Here is a 19,747-nt window from a genome sequence, read left to right on the forward strand (position 1 = left end):
ACCATACAACCAGACTAGCGTCAAACGATTCCGTTGAGAGAAGATTTCAACGGCCTTCGGTTGCGTGCAGTATGGTTCAATGGTAAGATTTCACGCGTCCGACCTGAACTCGAAAGGAACAGCATGCCCCATGTGGCACTCAACCAGACATAGAATTCTCAGGCGGCTGCATTTGCGGGAATCATGGGTGATCTTCTTTGTACTGGGAAACGTCATGCTCAACTTCCCGTTCCTTAAAATATTCAACCAGCCCAGCACATTATTCGGCTTCCCGCTCCTGTATCTCTACTTTACGGTTGGCTGGGCCATCTCAATCGGTGTCATATATCTGTTTGCCAGTTCGGTTGAACCGGAACCCGGCGATCAACAGACTGAAGAGCAGGCTCCTCCGTGACGCTGAATATCCTTCATGTTACTGCTACTGCAGCCGCCTATACCGGACTGCTGTTTCTGGTTGCCTGGTATGCACGCAAGCGTTTTGAGCAAGGCCGCAGTCTGGTCAACAACCCCTATGTGTACAGCCTCTCCATAGCGGTCTATTGTACTTCCTGGACGTTCTACGGCAGCGTGGGCAAAGCAGCCACCAGTGGAATCGACTTTTTGATGATCTACCTTGGACCATCGCTGGTCGCCTTTTCCTGGTTCTTTATCCTTCGACGCATCATCAGGATCAGCAAAGAAAATAATGTCTCCTCCATTGCCGACTTCATCAGCCTGCGTTACGGTAACTCCCAGCTGTTGGGCTCCCTGATTACACTGATAGCAGTTCTTGGGATCATGCCGTATATTGCCCTGCAAATAAAGGCGGTGGTCACCTCTTTTGCCCTGGTCAGCGGAGTTACCGAGCGAACCATCACCCTGCCCGGCGCGGATTCATCCGTGATACTCCCCACCGGCTTGACCCTGGCAATCATGCTCTCGATTTTCGGCGTGATCTTTGGCGCCCGGCGCCTCCCCTCAACGGAGCGGCATGAAGGATTGATTGCCGCCGTAGCATTTGAATCGGTGGTTAAGCTGGTCAGCCTGATTGGAGTGGGAGTCTTTGTCACCTGGTATCTGTTTGATGGTTTTGAAGATATTCTATTCCGCTTCCACACCCAGTATCCGCTTTTGTTTGAACGTTTATTTACCCTCAATACGACACAGGGCAATGATGTCATCCCTTCTTCAACCATGCTGTTTCTGTCCATGGGGGCGATCATCCTGCTGCCGCGCCAGTTCCATGTCCTTGTCATAGAAAACGCTGATTTACGGCATATCAGCAAGGCGATGTGGCTCTTTCCCACCTACCTGTTTCTGATCAACCTCTTCATCATGCCGATCGCCCTGGGTGGTATCCTGCAAAGCGGCAGCGCTACAGGTGCTGACTATTTTGTGATCAGCGTGCCCCTGGCGGCCGGGAATGAATCAATGGCTCTGCTGGCCTTTTTGGGAGGCCTGTCCGCTGCTGCCGGTATGGTCATGGTTGAATCAGTCGCTATTTCCACCATGCTGCTTAACAACCTGTTCATGCCGGTCATTGTCAGAATCACTCCCAAGCAATGGTTTCCTCTGCTGTTGATCAACCTGAAACGGGTGGCGATCTTTCTGGTGGTCTTTTTAGGTTATTTCTACTACCGGGCAGTTGGTGACTCTTTCATGCTGGTTAATATGGGGTTGATCTCCTTTTTGGCGGCAATGCAGTTTTTACCAGCCTTGCTGGGTGGACTGTACTGGTCTAAAGGGAACAAAATCGGTGCCATTTCCGGCATGGCACTGGGCTTTATCATCTGGTGTTACACCCTGTTGATCCCCTCACTCTACGCCGGCGCACCGGACAGTCCGATTATGCAGGATGGCCTGTTCGGCCAGGCGCTGCTGAAACCCACGGCCCTGTTTGGCCTGACCGGCATGGATATGTGGAGCCATGCGCTGTTCTGGAGCATGTTGTTTAATGTTGGCGCCTACCTGGTCTGCTCTCTGCTTATCTCCCAAAGCGACCTTGAAAAGGAACAGGTACGCCGCTTCATCGGCAAGTTTGAAACTGAACGGCGTCAGGTCAAAAGTGCTGCCAAACGCCTTTCAAAACCGGTGACCATCCCGCAGTTCATCGGCCTGATGGGCAAATTTATCGGCCCCGAAGAGGCCTCACAGGCCATGACCACCTACCTGAAGGGACGGATGATCGACGAGGAGGTCATGGTTCCCGAGTTTGAGCTGCCAGCCATGAAACGCTTTGTTGAACGGACCCTGGCCGCTTCAGTGGGAGCGGCAGCAGCAGGCGCCATCATGGACAGCTATCTGTCCGATATGGGTAGCCGGATGGAGTCGGTCTACGATATTTTCAGCACCGTCAGGGCCTCCCTTGACCAGAGCCGTGAAGCGCTGTACGTCCGTCTCAAGGCCTCTGAGATCATCAACCGCACCCTTGACCTGCAGACTATTATGGATGAACTGCTGCAGTTGCTGCTCAAGGAGTTCAGACTTGATGTGGCCCTGATCCAGATCCGCACCAGCAGTGACGTACCATTATCTGTGCAGAGCTACCAGGGCTGCGACCGCCGCCCCATCAATCCTGAACACTGGTATCTGGAGAGTGATCCCTACATCAAGATGGCGATGATCGACCAGACCACCCACTTCGTCAATGACATCACAAACCTGCAAGCGATCATCGACCTCTCCAAGACATCATCTGAGGGTTTCGTCTCCTTTGCGCATATCCCGATCTATCGCGAAGGTGAAGAGAGCCTGGGGGTACTGTCGGTATACTCAAAATCCATTATCGGCCTTTTTACTGAAGAATTTGTCGGACTGCTGACCAGTCTGACCGGGCAGCTTGCCCAGGCGGCCCGTCTGGCCAGTGAAATGCAGGCCAAAGAACGGGAACGCCGGGAAAAGGAACAGGCCTTGCTGGCCAATGCTCGGGTCAAACGCGATATGGAGATCGCGGAACAGATCCAGCTTTCACTGTTGCCAGCCGCCCCACCGCTCCTGTTCGGGATTGAGCTTGCCGGACGCTGTTATCCAGCCGCCCATGTCGGTGGTGATTACTATGACTTTTTCAAACGTGACGATCACACCATTGATCTTCTGATCGCCGACGTCTCCGGCCATAGCGTCGGAGCGGCGCTGATTATGGCTGAGGTGCGTACCCTGTTGCGCGCCCATTCCAGCCGGGCCGTCAGTCCCAGCAGCATCCTGGGCGTTCTTAACAGCCAACTCTACGAAGACCTGACAAGGGCAGAACTGTTCATCACCATGTTCTATGCCCGCTACAGTGCTGCCACCGGCCGCCTGTCCTATGCCAATGCGGGACACAACAAACCGCTGATACACCGCCAGGGTGAACAGAGCTGTATAGAGCTGGATGCAGAGGGGTTGATTCTCGGCATCAAGCCCTCCATGATCTTTGAAGAACGCTCCATAAATCTGCAGCAAGGCGACACCCTGCTCTTTTATACCGACGGTATTCCCGAGGCGACCAACCGCACCGGAGAACTGCTGGGAACCGGTCAGGTCTGTCAACACCTCACGCTGCAGAGCACCTTACCGGTGGACGCAATTGCCGACTCGTTCTTTGAGCTGGTAAAGGAGTACAGTCAAAGCACAACACTGCAGGATGATGTCTCGATGGTGGTTATGAAAATTGTTGCCTAATTAAAAGGAGGAACGCAATGAATCTGAAACTTGAAGACAACGGACAGGTAGTGCTGCTGATCGTCAAGGAGGAGCGGCTTGATGCCCATAATTCCGAACATCTTAAACAGGAGCTGGGCAGATTGTTCGGGGAAGGTAAGACCAAGATAGTGGTTGATCTGAAAGAAGTACGTTTCATCGACAGCTCAGGCCTGGGCGCGTTGGTATCCGGCTTCAAGAATGCTTCGGCCCGTCAGGCCGCCTTGAAGCTTTCAAGCCTGCAGAGCCAGGTAAAATCAATGTTTGAACTTACCAGACTGCACCGGGTTTTTGATATCTACACCACCGTTGATGAGGCCATTGAAGCGTTCTGAGCAGGACGTGCGGAGAGCAGCGATGAAAAACCAGATCCAGCTGCAGATCAAAGTACCCAATCAGACCCGTTATCTGAGCCTGATCGGACGGATCAGTGAAGAGCTGGCTGCCCAGTTACAAAACTACAGCGGTGATCGGGAGGCCTTGGCCAACCACATTAACGTGGTGCTGACCGAGGCCCTGGTCAACGCTATTCGTCATGCCAATGCCGATAATCCTGATGAAGAAGTGGAGATCAGGATTATCGGCACAGATGAAGAGCTGTTGTTACAGGTAGTTGATCATGGCAGCGGGTTTGATCTGGCCGGTATTGCACATTCCCCTGCAACCGCAGGGGATGACCTTGAAGATCATGGCAGGGGGCTGTACATCATGCGGTCACTGATGGACTCAGTGGAATACCGTCAGGTTGAGGGCGGCAACATACTTGAAATGCGCAAACGTTTTCACTGAATCACTCACGCGGGATCGAAATAGCTGACAAATTCACCGGAATTTGTCTGTACCTGCCAGCCATCCCCCACTCTGTTCAAACTATCCGGCAGAACAGGCACCTTGCCCTTCCCCCCCGGCAGATCGATCACAAAGTGGGGGATTGCCATGCCTGAAATTTTCCCCCTGAGTGACCCGATCAGCTGTCTACCCTGTTCAAGCGGTGTCCGAAAGTGGGCAGTGCCGCGCACCAGATCCATCTGATGCAGGTAGTAGGGCCGGACCTGCAGCCGCAACAGTCCACTCATCAGCGTTTGCAGAGTCAGACTGTCGTCATTCACCCCTTTCAGCAGCACCGTCTGATTGCCCAGCTGCACCCCTGCCGAGGCCAGCAATCTACAGGCATGTGCAGCCTCCGGAGTCAGCTCAAGCGGATGATTGAAATGGGTATTCAGATAGAGGGGATGATGCTCTGCCAGCATTCGACAGAGTGCGGGGGTTACCCGGGCAGGCGCGGTAACCGGCATGCGGCTGCCGATCCGGATAACTTCAACATGCGGAATCCTGCGCAATGCCAGCAGGATCTCATGCAGCTCATCATCCGACAACATCAGCGGATCACCCCCTGACAGGATAATATCCCGCAACTGGGGGGTCGCCGCAATATATTCCAGTGCCGACGAAAGTGCCGTTTGTCCGCCGGCACACCCTACCCTGCGTTTGCGCATGCAAAAACGGCAATAGGTGGCACAGCGGTTGGATACCAGCAGGACCGCCCGATCCGGGTAGCGGTGAATCAGACCCGGCACAGGGCTTAAACGCTCCTCGTCCAGCGGGTCGGGATGCTGGTTTGTGTCAACAAGTTCCAGCAGTGATGGCACGCACTGTTGCCAGATCGGATCGAAGGGGGCGGTTATCAAACCGGCGTAATAGCTGCTGATACGGTAGGGGTAGAGCTCAGCAACCGGTTTAAGCGGTGTTTCGTCAAATTTAAAGCGGTGGGCCAGCTCAGCAAGGGATACGGTTTGAAACGGCATCAACGGGCGATCACCTTGACAAACTTTGCAAGATAGTCAACACCTGACCAAACAGTCAGAACAAAGGCGATCCAGAAGAAAAACATGCCGGCATTGTGCATATTGACCGTCAACAACGGATGGGCAATACCGAAAAGCCAGTTATAATCATAGTGTAACAAAAGCCCAATGATCGCGGTCAACTGAAAGATCGTCTTATACTTGCCCAGGTCAGAGGCCTGGATCACAATACCTTCCGAGGAGGCGATACTACGCAGGCCGGTAATCACAATTTCCCGCGCCAACACCACAAATACCATCCAGGCCGGTACCCTGCCAAAAGGCAGGATCATGATCAGCGCTGCAGTCACAATCAGCTTGTCTGCTATCGGATCAAGAAACTTGCCGAATACGGTCTCAATGCCCATTCTGCGGGCAAGATGCCCATCAAACCAGTCCGTGGCGGAAGCGAGGGCAAACACCCAGGCGGCCCAGAAACAGGCCTCCCGCGAAGGTGAAAACAACAGGACCACCATCAGAGGGATGCAGGCGACCCTGAAGAGGGTCAAAATATTGGGAGGATTCAGAATGGGATGGTGCTGGGACATTGCATTATCTCATGTATGACAGAACCCTGCTGACATAGGTTCGGGTTTCTTCGTAGGGTGGAATGCCACCGTATTTGGCAACTTTGGAAAGTCCGGCATTGTAGGCGGCAAGGGCCAGAGAGACATCGCCTTTAAAGGTATCAAGCAAAAACTTCAGGTACCGTACACCACCATCAACATTCTGGTGAGGATCAAAACGGTCAGCCACCTTCAGGTGCTTGGCGGTACCGGGCATCAACTGCATCAAGCCACCGGCACCTGCCCGGGAAACCGCCTGAGGGTTGTAACCGGATTCGGCCTGAATAACCGCCCTGATCAGCGAGGCGCTGACACCGTACTTGGCCGAAGCAGATGTAATCAGGTGCTCGAACTCCTGGGGGTTACCTGAGGCGATGCGAAAGCGGGTCCGCAGTTGACGGTCCTTGCGCAGATCACGCATGAAAATCTTGAACTTTTTGTCTGTTGGCGCATCGGTAAAGTGCAGTACCCCTTCTTCATCTTCATAGCGATAAATATCGGCGCTGGAAGGGGCGGGAAATAGTGTAACAGACAGAAACAGCATCCCCAGTAGAAACAACATGCCGGGACAGCAAAGATCTCTGGTACGGCTATGGGCGGCAAGGCGGCTCATGTTAGTAACATAACGGCAAAAGTGCCCGATTTGTCAAGTTTAAAGTACCCGTATACCGGATTAAAATGTACAGTTGATTGACTTTTACCGCCCGATTGGCTAGAAGAAATATCTTCACCAATCAGCCTGCTGAAGATGACTTTTTTGCCTGATAAGGAGCAGTAACCCGTGAGCAAACCTCGTGCGACCTACAAAGAAGCTGGCGTTGATATTGAGGCTGGTAACAGCTTTGTCCAGAAAATAAAGCCCTTGGTCAAATCGACCTTCCGTCCGGAAGTGATGACAGAGATCGGTGGCTTTGGCGGACTCTTTTCGCTGAATGCAGCCAAGTACAAAAACCCAGTCCTGGTATCAGGTACCGATGGTGTCGGCACCAAGCTGAAACTGGCCTTTCTGGCTGACCGTCACGACACGGTAGGTATTGACCTGGTGGCGATGTGCGTCAATGACATTGTAGTCCAGGGCGCTGAGCCGCTCTTCTTTCTGGACTACCTGGCCACCGGCAAGCTTGACCCTGACAAGGCAGCCCAGATTGTAGCAGGTATTGCCGAGGGATGCCGTCAGGCCGGCTGCGCCCTGATCGGGGGAGAAACGGCTGAAATGCCCGGTTTTTATGCTGATGGAGAATACGATATTGCCGGTTTCACGGTCGGCGTGGTCGAAAAGGACCAGATTATTGACGGTTCTTCCATCACAGTCGGCAACAAACTGATCGGTATCGGCTCAAGCGGCCTGCACAGCAATGGCTATTCACTGGCACGCCGGATAATCTTTGACCGGATGGGCCTTGCCATCAACAGTCCGCTGCCGGACAGCACTAAAACCGTTGACGAGGAACTGCTGACACCTACCCGGATTTATGTCCGTTCCGTCCTGAACCTGCTCAAGGATTTCAGGATTAACGGGATTGCCCATATCACTGGCGGTGGACTGCTTGAAAACGTCCCCCGTGTACTTCCCAAGGGCTGTTCAGCCAGTTTCAAACTCGGTTCATGGGAGATGCCGTCCATCTTCACAACCCTGCAGGAAGCCGGAAATGTCGAGCAGAATGAGATGTACCGTACTTTCAACATGGGTATCGGCATGGTGCTGGCTGTAGCGGCAGCCGATGTGGATGATATTCTTTCACGCCTGAACGGACTGGGCGAGCAGGCCTGGCTGATCGGCGAGGTAAAGAGCATGAACAAAAACCAGACAGAACAGGTGGTGCTGGTCTGATGGGCACAGCACCGATCAAGCTGGCGGTACTGGTATCCGGCAATGGCTCCAACTTCCAGGCTATTATCGACGCCATAGAGGCTGGCCGGATCCCCAACAGCCAGGTTGTCTGCCTGATCAGCAACAAGAGCGATGCCTTTGCCCTCGAGCGGGCCAGGAAACACAACATCAAGATCGTTGTACTTGACCACAAAGCCTATCCTGATCGGCAGGCCTATGACACCGCCCTGGTTGAGCTGCTGCGCCAACACGAAGTTGACCTGGTCATCCTGGCGGGATTCATGCGGCTGCTGTCACCAATCATGATTGACGCCTTCCCGAACGCCATCATGAACATTCACCCTGCCCTGCTGCCTGCCTTCCCCGGCCTTGATGCCCAGCAGCAGGCCTTTGACTATGGGGTGCGTTACACCGGTTGCACCGTACACTTTGTTGATAAGGGGACCGATACCGGCCCGATCATCCTGCAATCCGTTGTCCCGGTGCTTGGCAGTGACACCATTGAGAGCCTGACCCAGCGCATACATGGAGAAGAGCATCGCACCTATGTCGAGGCGGTACGCCTTTTCTGTGCAGGACGCCTGAAGGTCGAAGGCCGCAAGGTCATAATCAGCGAATAAAAGCACTTTCCCCTTGACAGTATCAAGACAGCATGCTAAAAATTTCGCTTCAATTAGATTACAATCAGCATATGACTGCTGTACAACATTCGGAGGTAGCACGTGGCTCATCACAAATCGGCAATCAAGCGTATCAAGCAGAACGAAAAGCGCAATGCCCGTAACCGTCATCAAAAATCAACGCTCAAGACCTATATCAAGCGGGTCCGTGAAGCGGTTGAAAGCAAAGATAAAGAGGCAGCAGTAGCTGCCCTGCAGGTTGCAATTCCGGTTATTGACAAGACTGCCACCAAAGGGGTCATTCACAAGGCCAATGCCTCACGCAGCGTATCCCGTCTGACCAAACTGGTTAATACACTGGGCTAAACCTCCGCAACAGACCAGCCCGGTACCATTTAGATAAAACCCCTACCTGTTTTCAGGTAGGGTTTTTTTGTTCCCTCCAGCTATCCCGCTTGCAATCCCCACCCCCATGGCATAATTTATATCAACTTAATTAAGTACCCATCTAAAATTCGTACAAAAGGCTTGGTTATGCGCAGACTACTTCCGGCAAAGCATGTGCTGATTTCCCTTGTAACGGCATCTATCGCTCTGTTTCAGCAGGCCAGCGCTGCAGCCGCCACAGCCCAACTCATGGTTACGGTCAACGGCCAGGGTGCTGTCAGCGGCACTCCGGCCACCATTGCATGCTCGACCGGTTCCTGTAGCTACTCCTTCGCAACCGGAACCTCAATCACTCTGGTTGCGGTCCCTGCTGCCGGTTCTTCGTTTGCCGGATGGCTGGGAGGGTCATGCACAGGGGCAAACAGCTGTTCCCTGACGCTCACAGGTGATACCACCATGAGTGCAACCTTTGTTGAAGGACCGGCAAAGGTACGGATTCAAGGAACACCATCGCGTTATTATCCAACACTTCAGACGGCGCTTGACCATGCCGCTAACGGCGAGGTTTTACGCGCTGCAGGAGGCGTGTTCCACGAGGATATCCTGCTGACAAACCCGGCACTGCTCAGCTTTCAGGGCGGGTATAACAGCAGTTTTGAAAACCAGGACAGTGTCTCACTGCTGGATGGTACCCTGACCATTGCCGGCGGCAGTCTTGCGGTGAGCGGTTTGACCATTGCATCCGGCACATCCACAACCCAGCCGGTGGCCAATGCCGGCTCAGACCGTTTAAGTTTCCCCAACTGGCCGGTCCAGCTGGATGGCACCGGCAGCAGGGACACAGGCAGCAATCCACTCTCATTCAGCTGGGATCTGGCAGTCAAGCCGCAAGGCAGTTCAGCAGTCCTCTCCGGAGCAACCACGGCGACCCCGGCCTTTACACCTGACCTCCCCGGCCTTTACGTGGCCCGGCTGATTGTCAACAACGGCCAGCTGGACAGCACGGCAGACACGGCAACAGTCACGGTGCAGCAGGTTACTGCGCCCTACTCCGCCAGCTCCCTCTTCAGCCAGCCGGAAGCAGCAGCAGTAACGGACTCGCCAAACGCATTCTATACAGCTGAGCAGCAGGCAGCTGTGCTGCAGGCTGCCATAAAGACCTTTGATACTGCTTATACTGGTGGTGTCTACACCTTTGATCTGGTCAATCAGGATACCGACCCCAATGACACCTGGGAACCTGAAGTCAGCGCTCATTTCCTGGCCGATGACTACCCTGATGACGGTGTAGCAACCAATGCCACACTGCGGCTGCGCGGCAACAGCTCACGCCTTGCCGTCCAGAAATCATACCGGGTAAAACTTTCAAAAGATGCCAGCAGCGTCCAGCGCTACTGGCGTAATGAGACGACCCTGCAACTCAACAAACACCCCTGGGATTTGACCAGGGTCCGCAACAAGCTTGCCTTTGACCTGTTCCGTGACATTCCGCACCTTCCCAGCCTGCGGACCCAGTTCATGCAGATCACTATCGATGACGAAAACAACAGCAACGATGGCGATTACGGGCTTTTTACCCATGTGGAAAAGGTGGGCAAGGACTACCTCTCAAACCGGGGGCTGGCAACGGACGGCAACATCTACAAGGCCAACAATTTTACGTTTCGCATGGAGGATGGTCTGACGCTCGGCAGCGATGGCAAAAAACCGTTAGACAAGGCTGCCTTCGAGCTGATTCTGGAGATTGAAAACGTGAATACTGATCACCGGCCGCTTATTGCCATGATCAACGCCGTCAATAACGACAGCAGCAGCATCAATGACACGATCGCAACCTATTTTGACCGCAACAACTATATCACCTGGCTGGCAACCAATATCCTGGCCGGCAACCGTGACACCATCACCCAGAATTTTGAACTGTACCAACCGTCTGCAGGGAACAGATTCTATTTCATACCTTGGGATTACGACGGTGCATTCGGCTTTGAAAACCAGCCGGATATCCAGGTTGCTGGCAACCTGTACGCCCCCTGGCAGATGGGGATCGGCAACTGGTGGGGAGTCCCGCTTCATAACCGCTTTCTCATGGATGCCGCCAACAGGGCTGATCTTACCCGGACCGTGCTGGATATCTACAGCACCTACCTGACACCGGAAAGAATCAAGGCGTTACTGGACAGCTACAGGCCACTGGTTCAACCGCTTATCACCAGGAGCCCTGATCTTGATCACCTGCCCACCGTTGCAGGGGCAGATTCAGAAGAGCAGTGGGCACATGAGTATGCCCGCCTTGTGACGGTGACAAAAATCAATCTTGATCGTTATCTGGCGTCATTGAATCAACCAATGCCGTTTTGGCAGAGTGCAGCCGTGGAGGGATCAACTCTGGTGCTGGCCTGGGATCCTGCCGTGGACTTACAAGGCGGGGCTGTTACCTATGACATTCAGATTGCAAGTGACCCTGCGTTCAGTACCGTTATCCATAGCACCTCAACCTATTCGGACACCAGTCTGACCATAGCCAAACCAGCTGCCGGAACCTACTATCTGCGGGTAATTGCCAGAAATGCGGCAGGGCTGACGACCACCGGGTTTGATCGCCATGACACGGAAGGAGCAACCTACTGGGGGGTTTTACAGTTCACGGTATCCTGAGAATATGAAAGTATGGCTCAACGAGCCAAACCGGCTACTGTCCCGGCACAGGCGTCATAGACCAGTCCCTGCAGAACCGTTGCTGCTGAGGAGCCGGTCTTGACCCCGACATCCCCCCGGTACAACCGCTCAAACAGGGCTTCCAGTTCAGAAACCGGGTATTTTTTGGCCTGGGTGACCTGTTCCCCCAGAAAGAACTGGTGGATCTTGAGTTGCTTACCGATATCAGCAGGGGTCATCTTCTGATCCAGCAGCTCCCGGATCCGCCAGATCCTGCGAAAATGACTGGCCAGGGCGCCCAGGATCATGACCGCCTCTTCACCATTCTGCAGCATGGATTGCAAGGTGGCCAAGGCCTTTGCCAGATTCTTTTCACCCATGAACCTGGCCAGCTCAAAGGCGGTAAAAGACTTGCTCTGACTGACGATTGCCTTGACATCCTCAACCCCGATCACCGGGCGGTTACCAACATACAGGGCCGCCTTCTCAATCTGTGAAACCAGCTCCTGTAGATTGTTACCAACCATGAAGCCCAGCATCTCGGTTCCTGCCCCATCGATCTTCTTGCCATGTACTGCGGCTTCAGCATTGATAAACGGCCCCAGCTTGTTGTCATACAGCTTCTTAAACTCCAGCGTGCCAGGCTGTTTCTTCAGCTCGGAAAAAAATTTACGGCGCAGGTCAGGTTTGGCAGCCAGGAACAGCAGGCAGGTTTCCGGACAGGGATTGGCCAGATAGGGCAACAGCCCTTCCTGGGTTGCGGCTGGCAGCTTGTCGGCCTGCCTGACCACCACCACCCGGCGTTCTGCAAACATCGGCAACGTCTGGGAGGTATCAAGAATCTCGGTCCCTTTGCAATCCGCTCCATAGTAGATGTTCAGGTTAAAGTCTTTCATGGCAGGATCAACCGCCTTTTCCATGACACGACGACCAGCCCGTTCAACCAGAAACGGCTCTTCACCATAAAAGAAATAGACCGCTGAAAAACAGCCGGTCTGAAGTTGTTTTTCAAGTTCCTGTTCAGTCATCAGGTTACCTGTTTCCGTGTACAGGCCTTCACGACCCTGTCCCGCCCCGCATTTTTCGCTTCATAGAGAGCGTTATCAACCTGCTGGATAAATTCATCGATGCTGCACCCGGCGCAAAAAGCCCCCACCCCGAAACTCATGGTCAAATGAATAGGCTGATTATCCCAGACGATCTCTTTCCCGCGCACTGCAGCAGCAAGCTTTTCAGCCACAATCACAGCCTGTTCAAGCGAGGTCTCAGGCAACAGAACCATGAATTCTTCTCCGCCCCAACGGGCGCACACATCCTCTGAACGCAGGCAGTCTCTCAGTTGGGCTCCGATCTGCCGCAGCACCCGGTCACCGGCCAGGTGGCCGAAGGTATCGTTTACCTGCTTGAAGAGATCCAGGTCGCCCAGAATCAGTGAAAAGGTCTTGTTATGGCGTTCAGAACGTTTTTGTTCAATCTCAAGCTGGTTCAGCATCTCCATCCGGTTGGCAAGTCCGGTCAGGATATCGGTCCTGACCATCACCTCAAGCCGCATATTCAGGTCCTGCAACTGAAACTGATAGGAATCACTAATAGTGACGATCTTGTTAAAACGCCTCAACAGCTTGGCATAACGGCTGACAATCTTTTCCAGTTCTAGGCTCAACGGATCGCCGGCAGTTGAAATCCTTTCCAGCAGTTCTTTCATTTCACGTAGCGGTTCGTCTTCAGGTACCTCGGCCTTCTGTCGCTTACTCTGCAATTGCGGCAGAACAACAGCAGACTGTCCCTTTTCCTCCAGCTTGCTGTAGGTGGTCTTGACGCAGTCCGGACAGATGCCGTGACTGAACATGATATCCACATGGCTGCTGAAATAGGTCTCCAAACGCTGCCAGTAATTATCATCAGTCCGTATCTTGTGGCAGTACATACAGATCGGTAATGCCACTTCACTCAACTGACGCAGCTTGATATCGGATTGTTCCAGTTTCCTGGACAACTCCTTCAGTTGCTGCTGGTACGAGTCGCTGATGGCAATGGTTTTATACAACTGGTGATGGAGTTTGTTAAAGCTGTCAGACAGCACAAAATATTCAGCAAGCAGTTCCGTCCTGTCTTCCGGGGGATTGGCCAGAACCTGTACCGTGCGCTGCAGTACAGGATCAGATTGTTCTGGTTTTTGAGATGTTTTTTTTCTGGCCCTAATCATTTGCTAAGTGCCGTTATTTCAAAGGGAAAGCTGACCTCTTCGCAAAATTCCTCCGCCAGCTCAAAAGAACGGGGATTCTCAAGGTCATAATGCCAGATGATCGAGACATTGACACTCCGCCCATAGGCCTCTTCCATGATATCCAGCAGATCCAGCATACATTTGGTGCTGCTGCTGTTCATATAAGTAATGGTAATGGCAATGGTCAGCTGCCGGTTGTCCAGCAGATACTGTTTCAGCCACGCCAGCACCGGTGCATAAAAGGCAAAGGAGTTCTCAGGGTAGGACTCCCCGGAAATACGCAGGGTTTTTGCCTCACAATCAAAACTGATCAACGGCGTCGAAGTGGTCTGGGGAATGTCAAGATGTGCCATAATGTTCTCCACTGCTAAACAAAAGCGCTAAGACTGAAAAATACATAGGTTTCATCAATAGTGCGTACAGAACAGTTCATCGGCGCTGAAGAATGGCGGGCAATTTCAAGCAGCCCCAGCCCCGCCCCCAAGGCTCCGGGCTGGACCTCGCGTCGCATCTGCTCCTTGTAGCTGCGCTTCAGCTCTTCAGGCGTCATGGTGTTAATCTCGTTGATCCGGGCACAGAGCAACGCTGCATCTTCCTGCAGGACCATGTTGCCGGAAGAGACCATGTAGCCCTCGTTCCAACGGGCAATGGTAATGATCGAGGCGGCCGTATCACCTTGGCCAAGTTCTCGTAGCGCCAGGTAATTACGCACATTCTGGGCAAGTTCGATATAGACCGCAAAGACATCCAGTACCGCAGCCTTTGCGATATTTTCGGCTGCCAGGTGATTGCGCAGCGCGGTTCCGATCTCCTCAATGATGCTGTGGGAAAAAGGACCGTTAAAACACATCATCATGCCGGACTCATCAAACTGCTTTCTCAGGTTGTACAGATCCATGGCAACTCCTCTCCAGGATTACAGACGGAAGGCCAACACGGTAATATCATCACGCTGTTTTTTCGTACCACGCCAGGCATCGATCCGCTGCGCAAAAACAGTAAACTGACGCTGCAGATCAAGGCCATGGTTTTCAGACAGCAGCTGACGGAAACGGGCAGTTCCAAACCCATAGCCTTTGGGACCACCACCTTCATCCAGAAAACCGTCAGTGGTCATGTAACAGGTTACTGCACTGTTCAATGTCAGATGATGGTTCTGATAGACAAACTGCAGATCGCTGCCGCTGTACCCCACCCGCTGCCGGTCGCCCTTGATTTCAGACACCTGCTGTTGGTCGGCATAATACAAGGAGATTCCTGCCCCGGCAAAGGTCAAAGACTGCTGCTTAAGATCGATGCAACACAGACCGATATCAAGCCCGGCATCCACCAAACTCTCTCCATCCTGACGCAATCGCAGGGTTTCCTGCAGCAACCGGTTTGCCTCCTGCAAGATCCGCCCCGGATCATCAGCACAGAGGGTATCCGCAATATGGTTCAGCACAGAGTTGACGGTCATGGTCATAAAGGCCCCCGGCACCCCGTGGCCGGTACAATCCAGTACAGCCAGCAAGACCTTGCCCTTGTCAGACTCATGCAGCCAATACAGATCTCCACCAACCAGGTCGCACGGCTGATACAGAACCGACCAGTCGGCAAAGATCCGGCCAAACCGCTGCGGATCCGGCAGGATGGCGGTCTGCAGTATCCTGGCATACTGAAGACTCTCCATGATTCTGGATTGGGACGCCTCAAGCTTTTGATTGGCGTCGGTCAACTCCCGGGTCCGCTGCAGCACCCGCTCCTCCAGATGCGCGGTATGTTCCCGTACCGTGGCAGCCATACTGTTGAAGCTTTGGGTCAGCATGCCGATTTCATCCCTGTACAACACCGGCAGCGCTCTGTCATAACGCCCCTCTGCCACCTCTCCGGCTGCTCCGGTCAAGAGGTTCAGCGGCCTGAGGACCATACGGTTTATTGCATAGCCGATTACCGTAATAACAGCCAGAAGTGCAAGCAGGCTGGCCAGGATAATCGGCAGAAAAGTGGTTGTCTGCATCACGTGGGAAAAATCAACCAACGCAATGGTGTACCAGCCGATCTGAGGCATGTAGGAAACTGCTGCAAACGATTGGCGCCCATTAATCCTGATTGGAAAGGCTGACACCTTTTTTTGGGGATGACTGGCAAGGCTCTCCAGCTCCTGTTTCAACTGTTCTGCCTCTGCAGAGAGTTCAAGTTGCTGGAAGATCGTGACCCTTTTGTCATAATCCTGTTCCAGGGCATTGCGTTCAACCAGCGCCTTGTCGTGATGGGCCTGAATAATGCCGCGACGATCAATCAGGATTGCCGCAGTCCCCGGCTCATCGGTCAGTACGATCTCTTGCAGGAACTCGGTCAGGTCAATGCCGGTACCGCCAATGCCGATCTTAGTGCCCTTGTTGTCACGGATAATGGCATTAATCCAGACCTTGGTTTGATGAATCAGGGCGTCATAATTCAGATGGACCTCAAAGGTATCCACCCTGCGCAACGTATCAAAAAACCAGGAGTCTGAAGGATTATCACGACTGAGCTGACTGCTTTTGGGCTGTTCCGGCGGCGTGGAGCGGTCTGCAGTGTAATAGCTTGCGTCTGCGGCCCGGGCAATGAAATAGCTCTTGTTACGAAAAAAACGGCGATAACTTTCCAACTGATGCAAAGCAGCCTTTTTTACGGCAGGGCTCTGGCCCGGAGCAACCCAGGCCCTGATCAGATCATCATCAACCAGCTTGAGCGATAGTGCCACCTCGCGGTCAATGATTGAAAGGATCTTGTTTTTATCATGCAGGGCCTTACTGGTGGCAGACTGCAAGGCAAACGCAGTGATAATACGGGAGGTCACCCCGGAAAAAAAAGAGAAGACCGCAACTGCGGCAATCAGAAAAACTGCCGAAGTAATCAGGATAAATTTTGTTCTGAGCGTCAGTTGCTGCATATCCGCACGTTGTTGCCCCGGTTGGTCAGTACTGTTGTTCCAGGCTCCAGATCAGCTGTTGTGCCAGTTTGCGGCTGGCAGCGGTCAAAGCGGCATCCTCATTGCTGCGCTGCAACTCAATGGTGGCAGCCACCGGATAGTCCTGCCAGGCCGAGAGGGTTCCACGCCAGAGCGGAGTACTCTCTTTGGCAGCACCACGTTGACGCACGGTAATATCAGCCGTAATGGTCAGACGGTATTCCCGGGCCTTGTCAGCTGCTGAGTAACTGACCACACCGGCGCTATAACCGGTCAGAGTACCCTCCAGAATCAGATCGGCCTGTTCCGCGCTTGCAGCGGGCAGGATAGTGCGCTGTTCGGCAAACTGATCAAAGACAGCCCTTTTCAGGGCAACCGATCCATTGGCACAGGACGTAGAATTCTTAAAAAACGGCACCCAGACCCGCTGTCCGGCCGGCAGTCTGGTGCCGCTGTCTGCGGTAAAATGGTAGCCGCAACCTGCTGCCGACAATACCAGCAGCAGGAGCATCAAGGCCTTACCCAGCTTCAACCTAGCCGACAACGATGTTCACCAGCTTTCCTGGCACATAGATCACCTTGCGGATCTGCATGCCGTCAGTAAAGACCTTGACCTTGTCATCAGCAAGGGCCAGCTGCTTGATCGCCTCCTCATCAATGCCGACTGCCACCGAGAGCTTGGAACGCAGCTTGCCGTTGACCTGCACCACCACCAGCAGTTCTTCATCCACCACCGCCTCACTGTCCCAGGCAGGCCAGACGGTTGCCGAGAGGGGCGTGGCATGGCCAAGCGACTGCCAGAGTTCCTCGGTGATATGGGGGACAAACGGAGCCAGCATGGTCACCACCAGTTCCAGTGCCTCTTTCATGACCGCAGCGGCCTGTGGTGTTGCAAGACGGGCCCCCTGCAGGGTGTTCATCAGCTCCATCACCGCGGCAATGGCGGTGTTGAAGTGGAAACGTTCATCAATATCCTCGGTGACCTTCTTGAGGGTCTTATGGACGGCGCGACGCAGGCTGCGTTCCTCATCGGTCAGCGCTGCAGGGTCAAGGGCAGGAGCAGACAACACCGTCTCGATGTTCTCATGAACCAGTTTCCAGACGCGGTTCAGGAAGCGGTAACAGCCGTCAACCCCCTGCTCGTTCCAATCCAGATCTTTTTCAGGCGGTGCCGCAAACAGCGAGAACAGGCGGGCCGTGTCAGCGCCGTAGCGTTTGATCAGGGCATCCGGGTCAACCACGTTGCCCTTGGATTTGCTCATCTTGGCGCCATCCTTGATCACCATCCCCTGGGTCAGCAGATTGGTGAACGGCTCATCCACATCCACGTAGCCAAGATCGCGCATGACCTTGGTAAAGAAGCGGGCATAGAGCAGGTGCAGCACCGCATGTTCGATGCCGCCGATATACTGGTCAACCGACATCCAGTACTGGGCGCGGGCCTTGTCCAGCATGCCCCCTTCAAAATCCGGGCAGCAGTAGCGCAGAAAATACCAGGAAGACTCTACAAAGGTGTCCATGGTATCGGTTTCACGGCGGGCCGGCTTGCCGCAGAGCGGGCAATCCACCTTGGTAAAGCTTTCCAGGGTCGCCAATGGCGAGCCGCCTTCCCCGGTAAACTGCACATCATGGGGCAGCACCACCGGCAGATCCTTGTCCGGTACCGGCACTGCGCCACAACAGTCGCAATAGATGATCGGAATCGGAGAACCCCAGTATCTCTGACGGGATACCCCCCAATCCCGCAAGCGGAAGTTCACGGTTTTCTTACCCTTGCCCTGCTGCTCCAGCCAGGCGGCAATGGCCTCCTTGGCACTGTCGCTCTTCTGGCCGTCAAACTGGCCCGAATTGGTCATGACACCGACGTCAGTAAAGGCTGCCGTCATCCTGGCCGGGTCAAGCTGTTCAGCTTCAGGCTGGATCACCACCACCAACGGCAGCTCATACTTTTGGGCAAACTCAAAGTCACGCTGATCATGGGTCGGCACCGCCATGACCGCACCGGTGCCGTACTCCACCAGCACGAAATTGGCCAGATAGATCGGCATCTTGCAACCGGTAGCCGGGTTAATGCAGTAGGAACCGGTAAAGACGCCTTCCTTTTCCAGGTCATCAGCTGTGCGGGCAATCCGGTCGGTCTTTTTGACCTTGTCAATGAAGGCCTCAATCTCAGCACGACGATCAGCCGTGGTCAACTCCAGTGCCTTGGGGTGCTCGGGGGCCAGCGACATGAAGGTGGCACCAAACAGGGTGTCGGGCCGGGTGGTAAAGACCCTGATCTCCCCTTCCCGGCCATCCAGCTGAAAGTCGATCTCACAACCGATACTCTTGCCGATCCAGTTGCGCTGCATGGTCAGCACCCGCTCAGGCCAGCCAGGCAGCTTGTTGGTAAACTCAAGCAGCTCCTCAGCATAATCGGTGATCTTGAAGAACCACTGCTCCAACTCCTTCTGCACCACCTCGGTATCACAACGCCAGCAACCACCGTCCTCCACCTGCTCGTTGGCCAGCACGGTTTCGCAGGAAGGGCACCAGTTCACAAAGGACTGTTTCTTGTACGCCAGCCCCCGCTTATACATCTCCAGGAACAGCTTCTGTTCCCAGCGGTAATAGCTGACATCGCAGGTGGCCAGTTCACGATCCCAATCATAGGAAAGCCCCATCTGCTTCAACTGATCCCGCATATAGGCCATGTTTTCATAGGTCCAGGCAGCCGGGTGACAGTTGTTCTTGATGGCGGCGTTCTCGGCAGGCATGCCAAAGGCATCCCACCCCATGGGATGCAGCACATTAAAACCGCGCATCCGCTTGAAACGGCCAACCACATCACCGATGGAATAGTTACGGACATGGCCCATATGGATACGGCCGGAGGGATAGGGAAACATCTCCAGCAGGTAATATTTCTTCCGGGAAGGATCCTCTGTTACCTTGAAGGTCTTCTGAGCCTCCCATTGTTGCTGCCATTTGGCCTCAACCTCGGCCGGTGTATACTTCTGATCTGCTGACATCGGTTACTCCT

At 53.9% G+C, this 19,747-nt stretch carries 18 protein-coding genes; 8 read left to right on the top strand and 10 right to left on the bottom strand.

Features of this window, described 5'->3' with window-relative positions:
- Positions 1 to 130: 130 nt before the first annotated feature.
- The 4 genes from FY034_RS09560 to FY034_RS09575 are packed head-to-tail and all read left to right on the top strand — an operon-like array spanning position 131 to position 4,446.
- Entirely contained in the window at positions 131 to 394 is a 264-nt protein-coding gene (locus FY034_RS09560) for a hypothetical protein (protein WP_265549930.1), read from the top strand.
- Positions 391 to 3,639 (top strand): SpoIIE family protein phosphatase, encoded by a 3,249-nt coding sequence (locus FY034_RS09565; protein ID WP_265549931.1) that lies wholly within the window; start codon positions 391 to 393, stop codon positions 3,637 to 3,639. The genes FY034_RS09560 and FY034_RS09565 overlap by 4 nt, the downstream gene beginning before the upstream one ends.
- Before the next feature lie 17 nt (positions 3,640 to 3,656).
- The gene (locus tag FY034_RS09570; protein WP_265549934.1) at positions 3,657 to 3,992 is read left to right on the top strand and encodes an STAS domain-containing protein; all 336 of its coding nucleotides are present in this window, start codon (positions 3,657 to 3,659) and stop codon (positions 3,990 to 3,992) included.
- A 22-nt stretch (positions 3,993 to 4,014) separates the two neighbouring features.
- Positions 4,015 to 4,446: an ATP-binding protein gene (locus FY034_RS09575; protein ID WP_265549935.1), complete on the top strand. Its 432-nt coding sequence runs from the start codon at positions 4,015 to 4,017 to the stop codon at positions 4,444 to 4,446.
- Positions 4,447 to 4,451: 5 nt separating this feature from the next.
- On the opposite strand, the gene FY034_RS09580 is transcribed toward FY034_RS09575, so the two are convergent.
- Genes FY034_RS09580 through FY034_RS09590 form a run of 3 tightly spaced genes read right to left on the bottom strand, consistent with a single transcriptional unit; the run spans position 4,452 to position 6,629 of the window.
- The gene (locus FY034_RS09580; protein WP_265549936.1) at positions 4,452 to 5,462 is read right to left on the bottom strand and encodes a KamA family radical SAM protein; all 1,011 of its coding nucleotides are present in this window, start codon (positions 5,460 to 5,462) and stop codon (positions 4,452 to 4,454) included.
- On the bottom strand, positions 5,462 to 6,049 hold the full coding sequence (gene pgsA, locus FY034_RS09585) for a CDP-diacylglycerol--glycerol-3-phosphate 3-phosphatidyltransferase (RefSeq protein ID WP_265549937.1): 588 nt from the start codon (positions 6,047 to 6,049) through the stop codon (positions 5,462 to 5,464). The genes FY034_RS09580 and pgsA overlap by 1 nt, the downstream gene beginning before the upstream one ends.
- A 4-nt stretch (positions 6,050 to 6,053) precedes the next feature.
- On the bottom strand, positions 6,054 to 6,629 hold the full coding sequence (locus tag FY034_RS09590) for a lytic transglycosylase domain-containing protein (protein ID WP_265555249.1): 576 nt from the start codon (positions 6,627 to 6,629) through the stop codon (positions 6,054 to 6,056).
- A gap of 219 nt (positions 6,630 to 6,848) precedes the next feature.
- On the opposite strand from FY034_RS09590, the gene purM reads away from it, so the two are divergent.
- The 4 genes from purM (at position 6,849) to FY034_RS09610 (ending at position 11,563) form a co-directional block, all read left to right on the top strand.
- Positions 6,849 to 7,898 (top strand): phosphoribosylformylglycinamidine cyclo-ligase, encoded by a 1,050-nt coding sequence (gene purM / locus FY034_RS09595; protein ID WP_265549938.1) that lies wholly within the window; start codon positions 6,849 to 6,851, stop codon positions 7,896 to 7,898.
- Positions 7,898 to 8,518 carry a phosphoribosylglycinamide formyltransferase gene (gene purN / locus FY034_RS09600; RefSeq protein ID WP_265549940.1) on the top strand — a complete coding sequence of 207 codons (621 nt, stop codon included), beginning with the start codon at positions 7,898 to 7,900 and terminating at the stop codon, positions 8,516 to 8,518. The genes purM and purN overlap by 1 nt, the downstream gene beginning before the upstream one ends.
- Positions 8,519 to 8,620: 102 nt before the next feature.
- Positions 8,621 to 8,884 (top strand): 30S ribosomal protein S20, encoded by a 264-nt coding sequence (gene rpsT / locus FY034_RS09605; protein WP_012470163.1) that lies wholly within the window; start codon positions 8,621 to 8,623, stop codon positions 8,882 to 8,884.
- 168 nt (positions 8,885 to 9,052) lie between these two features.
- A complete protein-coding gene (locus tag FY034_RS09610) occupies positions 9,053 to 11,563 on the top strand; it encodes a CotH kinase family protein (RefSeq protein ID WP_265549942.1) in 2,511 nt (836 codons plus the stop codon).
- 17 nt (positions 11,564 to 11,580) lie between these two features.
- Here FY034_RS09610 and holA read toward each other — a convergent pair whose 3' ends face one another.
- Genes holA through leuS form a run of 7 tightly spaced genes read right to left on the bottom strand, consistent with a single transcriptional unit; the run spans position 11,581 to position 19,736 of the window.
- Positions 11,581 to 12,591 (bottom strand): DNA polymerase III subunit delta, encoded by a 1,011-nt coding sequence (gene holA, locus FY034_RS09615; protein WP_265549944.1) that lies wholly within the window; start codon positions 12,589 to 12,591, stop codon positions 11,581 to 11,583.
- The gene (locus FY034_RS09620; protein ID WP_265549946.1) at positions 12,591 to 13,769 is read right to left on the bottom strand and encodes a diguanylate cyclase; all 1,179 of its coding nucleotides are present in this window, start codon (positions 13,767 to 13,769) and stop codon (positions 12,591 to 12,593) included. The genes holA and FY034_RS09620 overlap by 1 nt, the downstream gene beginning before the upstream one ends.
- Positions 13,766 to 14,143 carry a SiaC family regulatory phosphoprotein gene (locus FY034_RS09625; RefSeq protein WP_265549949.1) on the bottom strand — a complete coding sequence of 126 codons (378 nt, stop codon included), beginning with the start codon at positions 14,141 to 14,143 and terminating at the stop codon, positions 13,766 to 13,768. Before FY034_RS09625 ends, FY034_RS09620 begins: the two co-directional genes overlap by 4 nt.
- A gap of 14 nt (positions 14,144 to 14,157) precedes the next feature.
- Positions 14,158 to 14,688 carry a SiaB family protein kinase gene (locus tag FY034_RS09630; protein ID WP_265549951.1) on the bottom strand — a complete coding sequence of 177 codons (531 nt, stop codon included), beginning with the start codon at positions 14,686 to 14,688 and terminating at the stop codon, positions 14,158 to 14,160.
- Between the two features lie 18 nt (positions 14,689 to 14,706).
- Positions 14,707 to 16,707: a SpoIIE family protein phosphatase gene (locus FY034_RS09635; protein WP_265549952.1), complete on the bottom strand. Its 2,001-nt coding sequence runs from the start codon at positions 16,705 to 16,707 to the stop codon at positions 14,707 to 14,709.
- A gap of 25 nt (positions 16,708 to 16,732) precedes the next feature.
- Positions 16,733 to 17,269 (bottom strand): LptE family protein, encoded by a 537-nt coding sequence (gene lptE, locus FY034_RS09640; protein WP_265549955.1) that lies wholly within the window; start codon positions 17,267 to 17,269, stop codon positions 16,733 to 16,735.
- Positions 17,259 to 19,736 carry a leucine--tRNA ligase gene (gene leuS, locus FY034_RS09645; RefSeq protein WP_265549957.1) on the bottom strand — a complete coding sequence of 826 codons (2,478 nt, stop codon included), beginning with the start codon at positions 19,734 to 19,736 and terminating at the stop codon, positions 17,259 to 17,261. Before leuS ends, lptE begins: the two co-directional genes overlap by 11 nt.
- Positions 19,737 to 19,747: the final 11 nt, after the last annotated feature.

The sequence above is a fragment of the Trichlorobacter lovleyi genome (assembly GCF_015239775.1).
Taxonomy (GTDB): Bacteria; Desulfobacterota; Desulfuromonadia; order Geobacterales; family Pseudopelobacteraceae; genus Trichlorobacter; species Trichlorobacter lovleyi_B.

Coding starts and splice junctions, on each gene's coding strand:
- FY034_RS09575 (WP_265549935.1), top strand. CDS start 4,015: ATGAAAAACCAGATCCAGCTGCAGATCAAAGTACCCAATCAGACCCGT.
- FY034_RS09560 (WP_265549930.1), top strand. CDS start 131: ATGTGGCACTCAACCAGACATAGAATTCTCAGGCGGCTGCATTTGCGG.
- FY034_RS09625 (WP_265549949.1), bottom strand. CDS start 14,143: ATGGCACATCTTGACATTCCCCAGACCACTTCGACGCCGTTGATCAGT.
- purN (WP_265549940.1), top strand. CDS start 7,898: ATGGGCACAGCACCGATCAAGCTGGCGGTACTGGTATCCGGCAATGGC.
- pgsA (WP_265549937.1), bottom strand. CDS start 6,049: ATGTCCCAGCACCATCCCATTCTGAATCCTCCCAATATTTTGACCCTC.
- holA (WP_265549944.1), bottom strand. CDS start 12,591: ATGACTGAACAGGAACTTGAAAAACAACTTCAGACCGGCTGTTTTTCA.
- FY034_RS09620 (WP_265549946.1), bottom strand. CDS start 13,769: ATGATTAGGGCCAGAAAAAAAACATCTCAAAAACCAGAACAATCTGAT.
- leuS (WP_265549957.1), bottom strand. CDS start 19,736: ATGTCAGCAGATCAGAAGTATACACCGGCCGAGGTTGAGGCCAAATGG.
- FY034_RS09610 (WP_265549942.1), top strand. CDS start 9,053: ATGCGCAGACTACTTCCGGCAAAGCATGTGCTGATTTCCCTTGTAACG.
- FY034_RS09580 (WP_265549936.1), bottom strand. CDS start 5,462: ATGCCGTTTCAAACCGTATCCCTTGCTGAGCTGGCCCACCGCTTTAAA.
- FY034_RS09570 (WP_265549934.1), top strand. CDS start 3,657: ATGAATCTGAAACTTGAAGACAACGGACAGGTAGTGCTGCTGATCGTC.
- FY034_RS09590 (WP_265555249.1), bottom strand. CDS start 6,629: ATGTTGTTTCTACTGGGGATGCTGTTTCTGTCTGTTACACTATTTCCC.
- FY034_RS09630 (WP_265549951.1), bottom strand. CDS start 14,688: ATGGATCTGTACAACCTGAGAAAGCAGTTTGATGAGTCCGGCATGATG.
- FY034_RS09635 (WP_265549952.1), bottom strand. CDS start 16,707: ATGCAGCAACTGACGCTCAGAACAAAATTTATCCTGATTACTTCGGCA.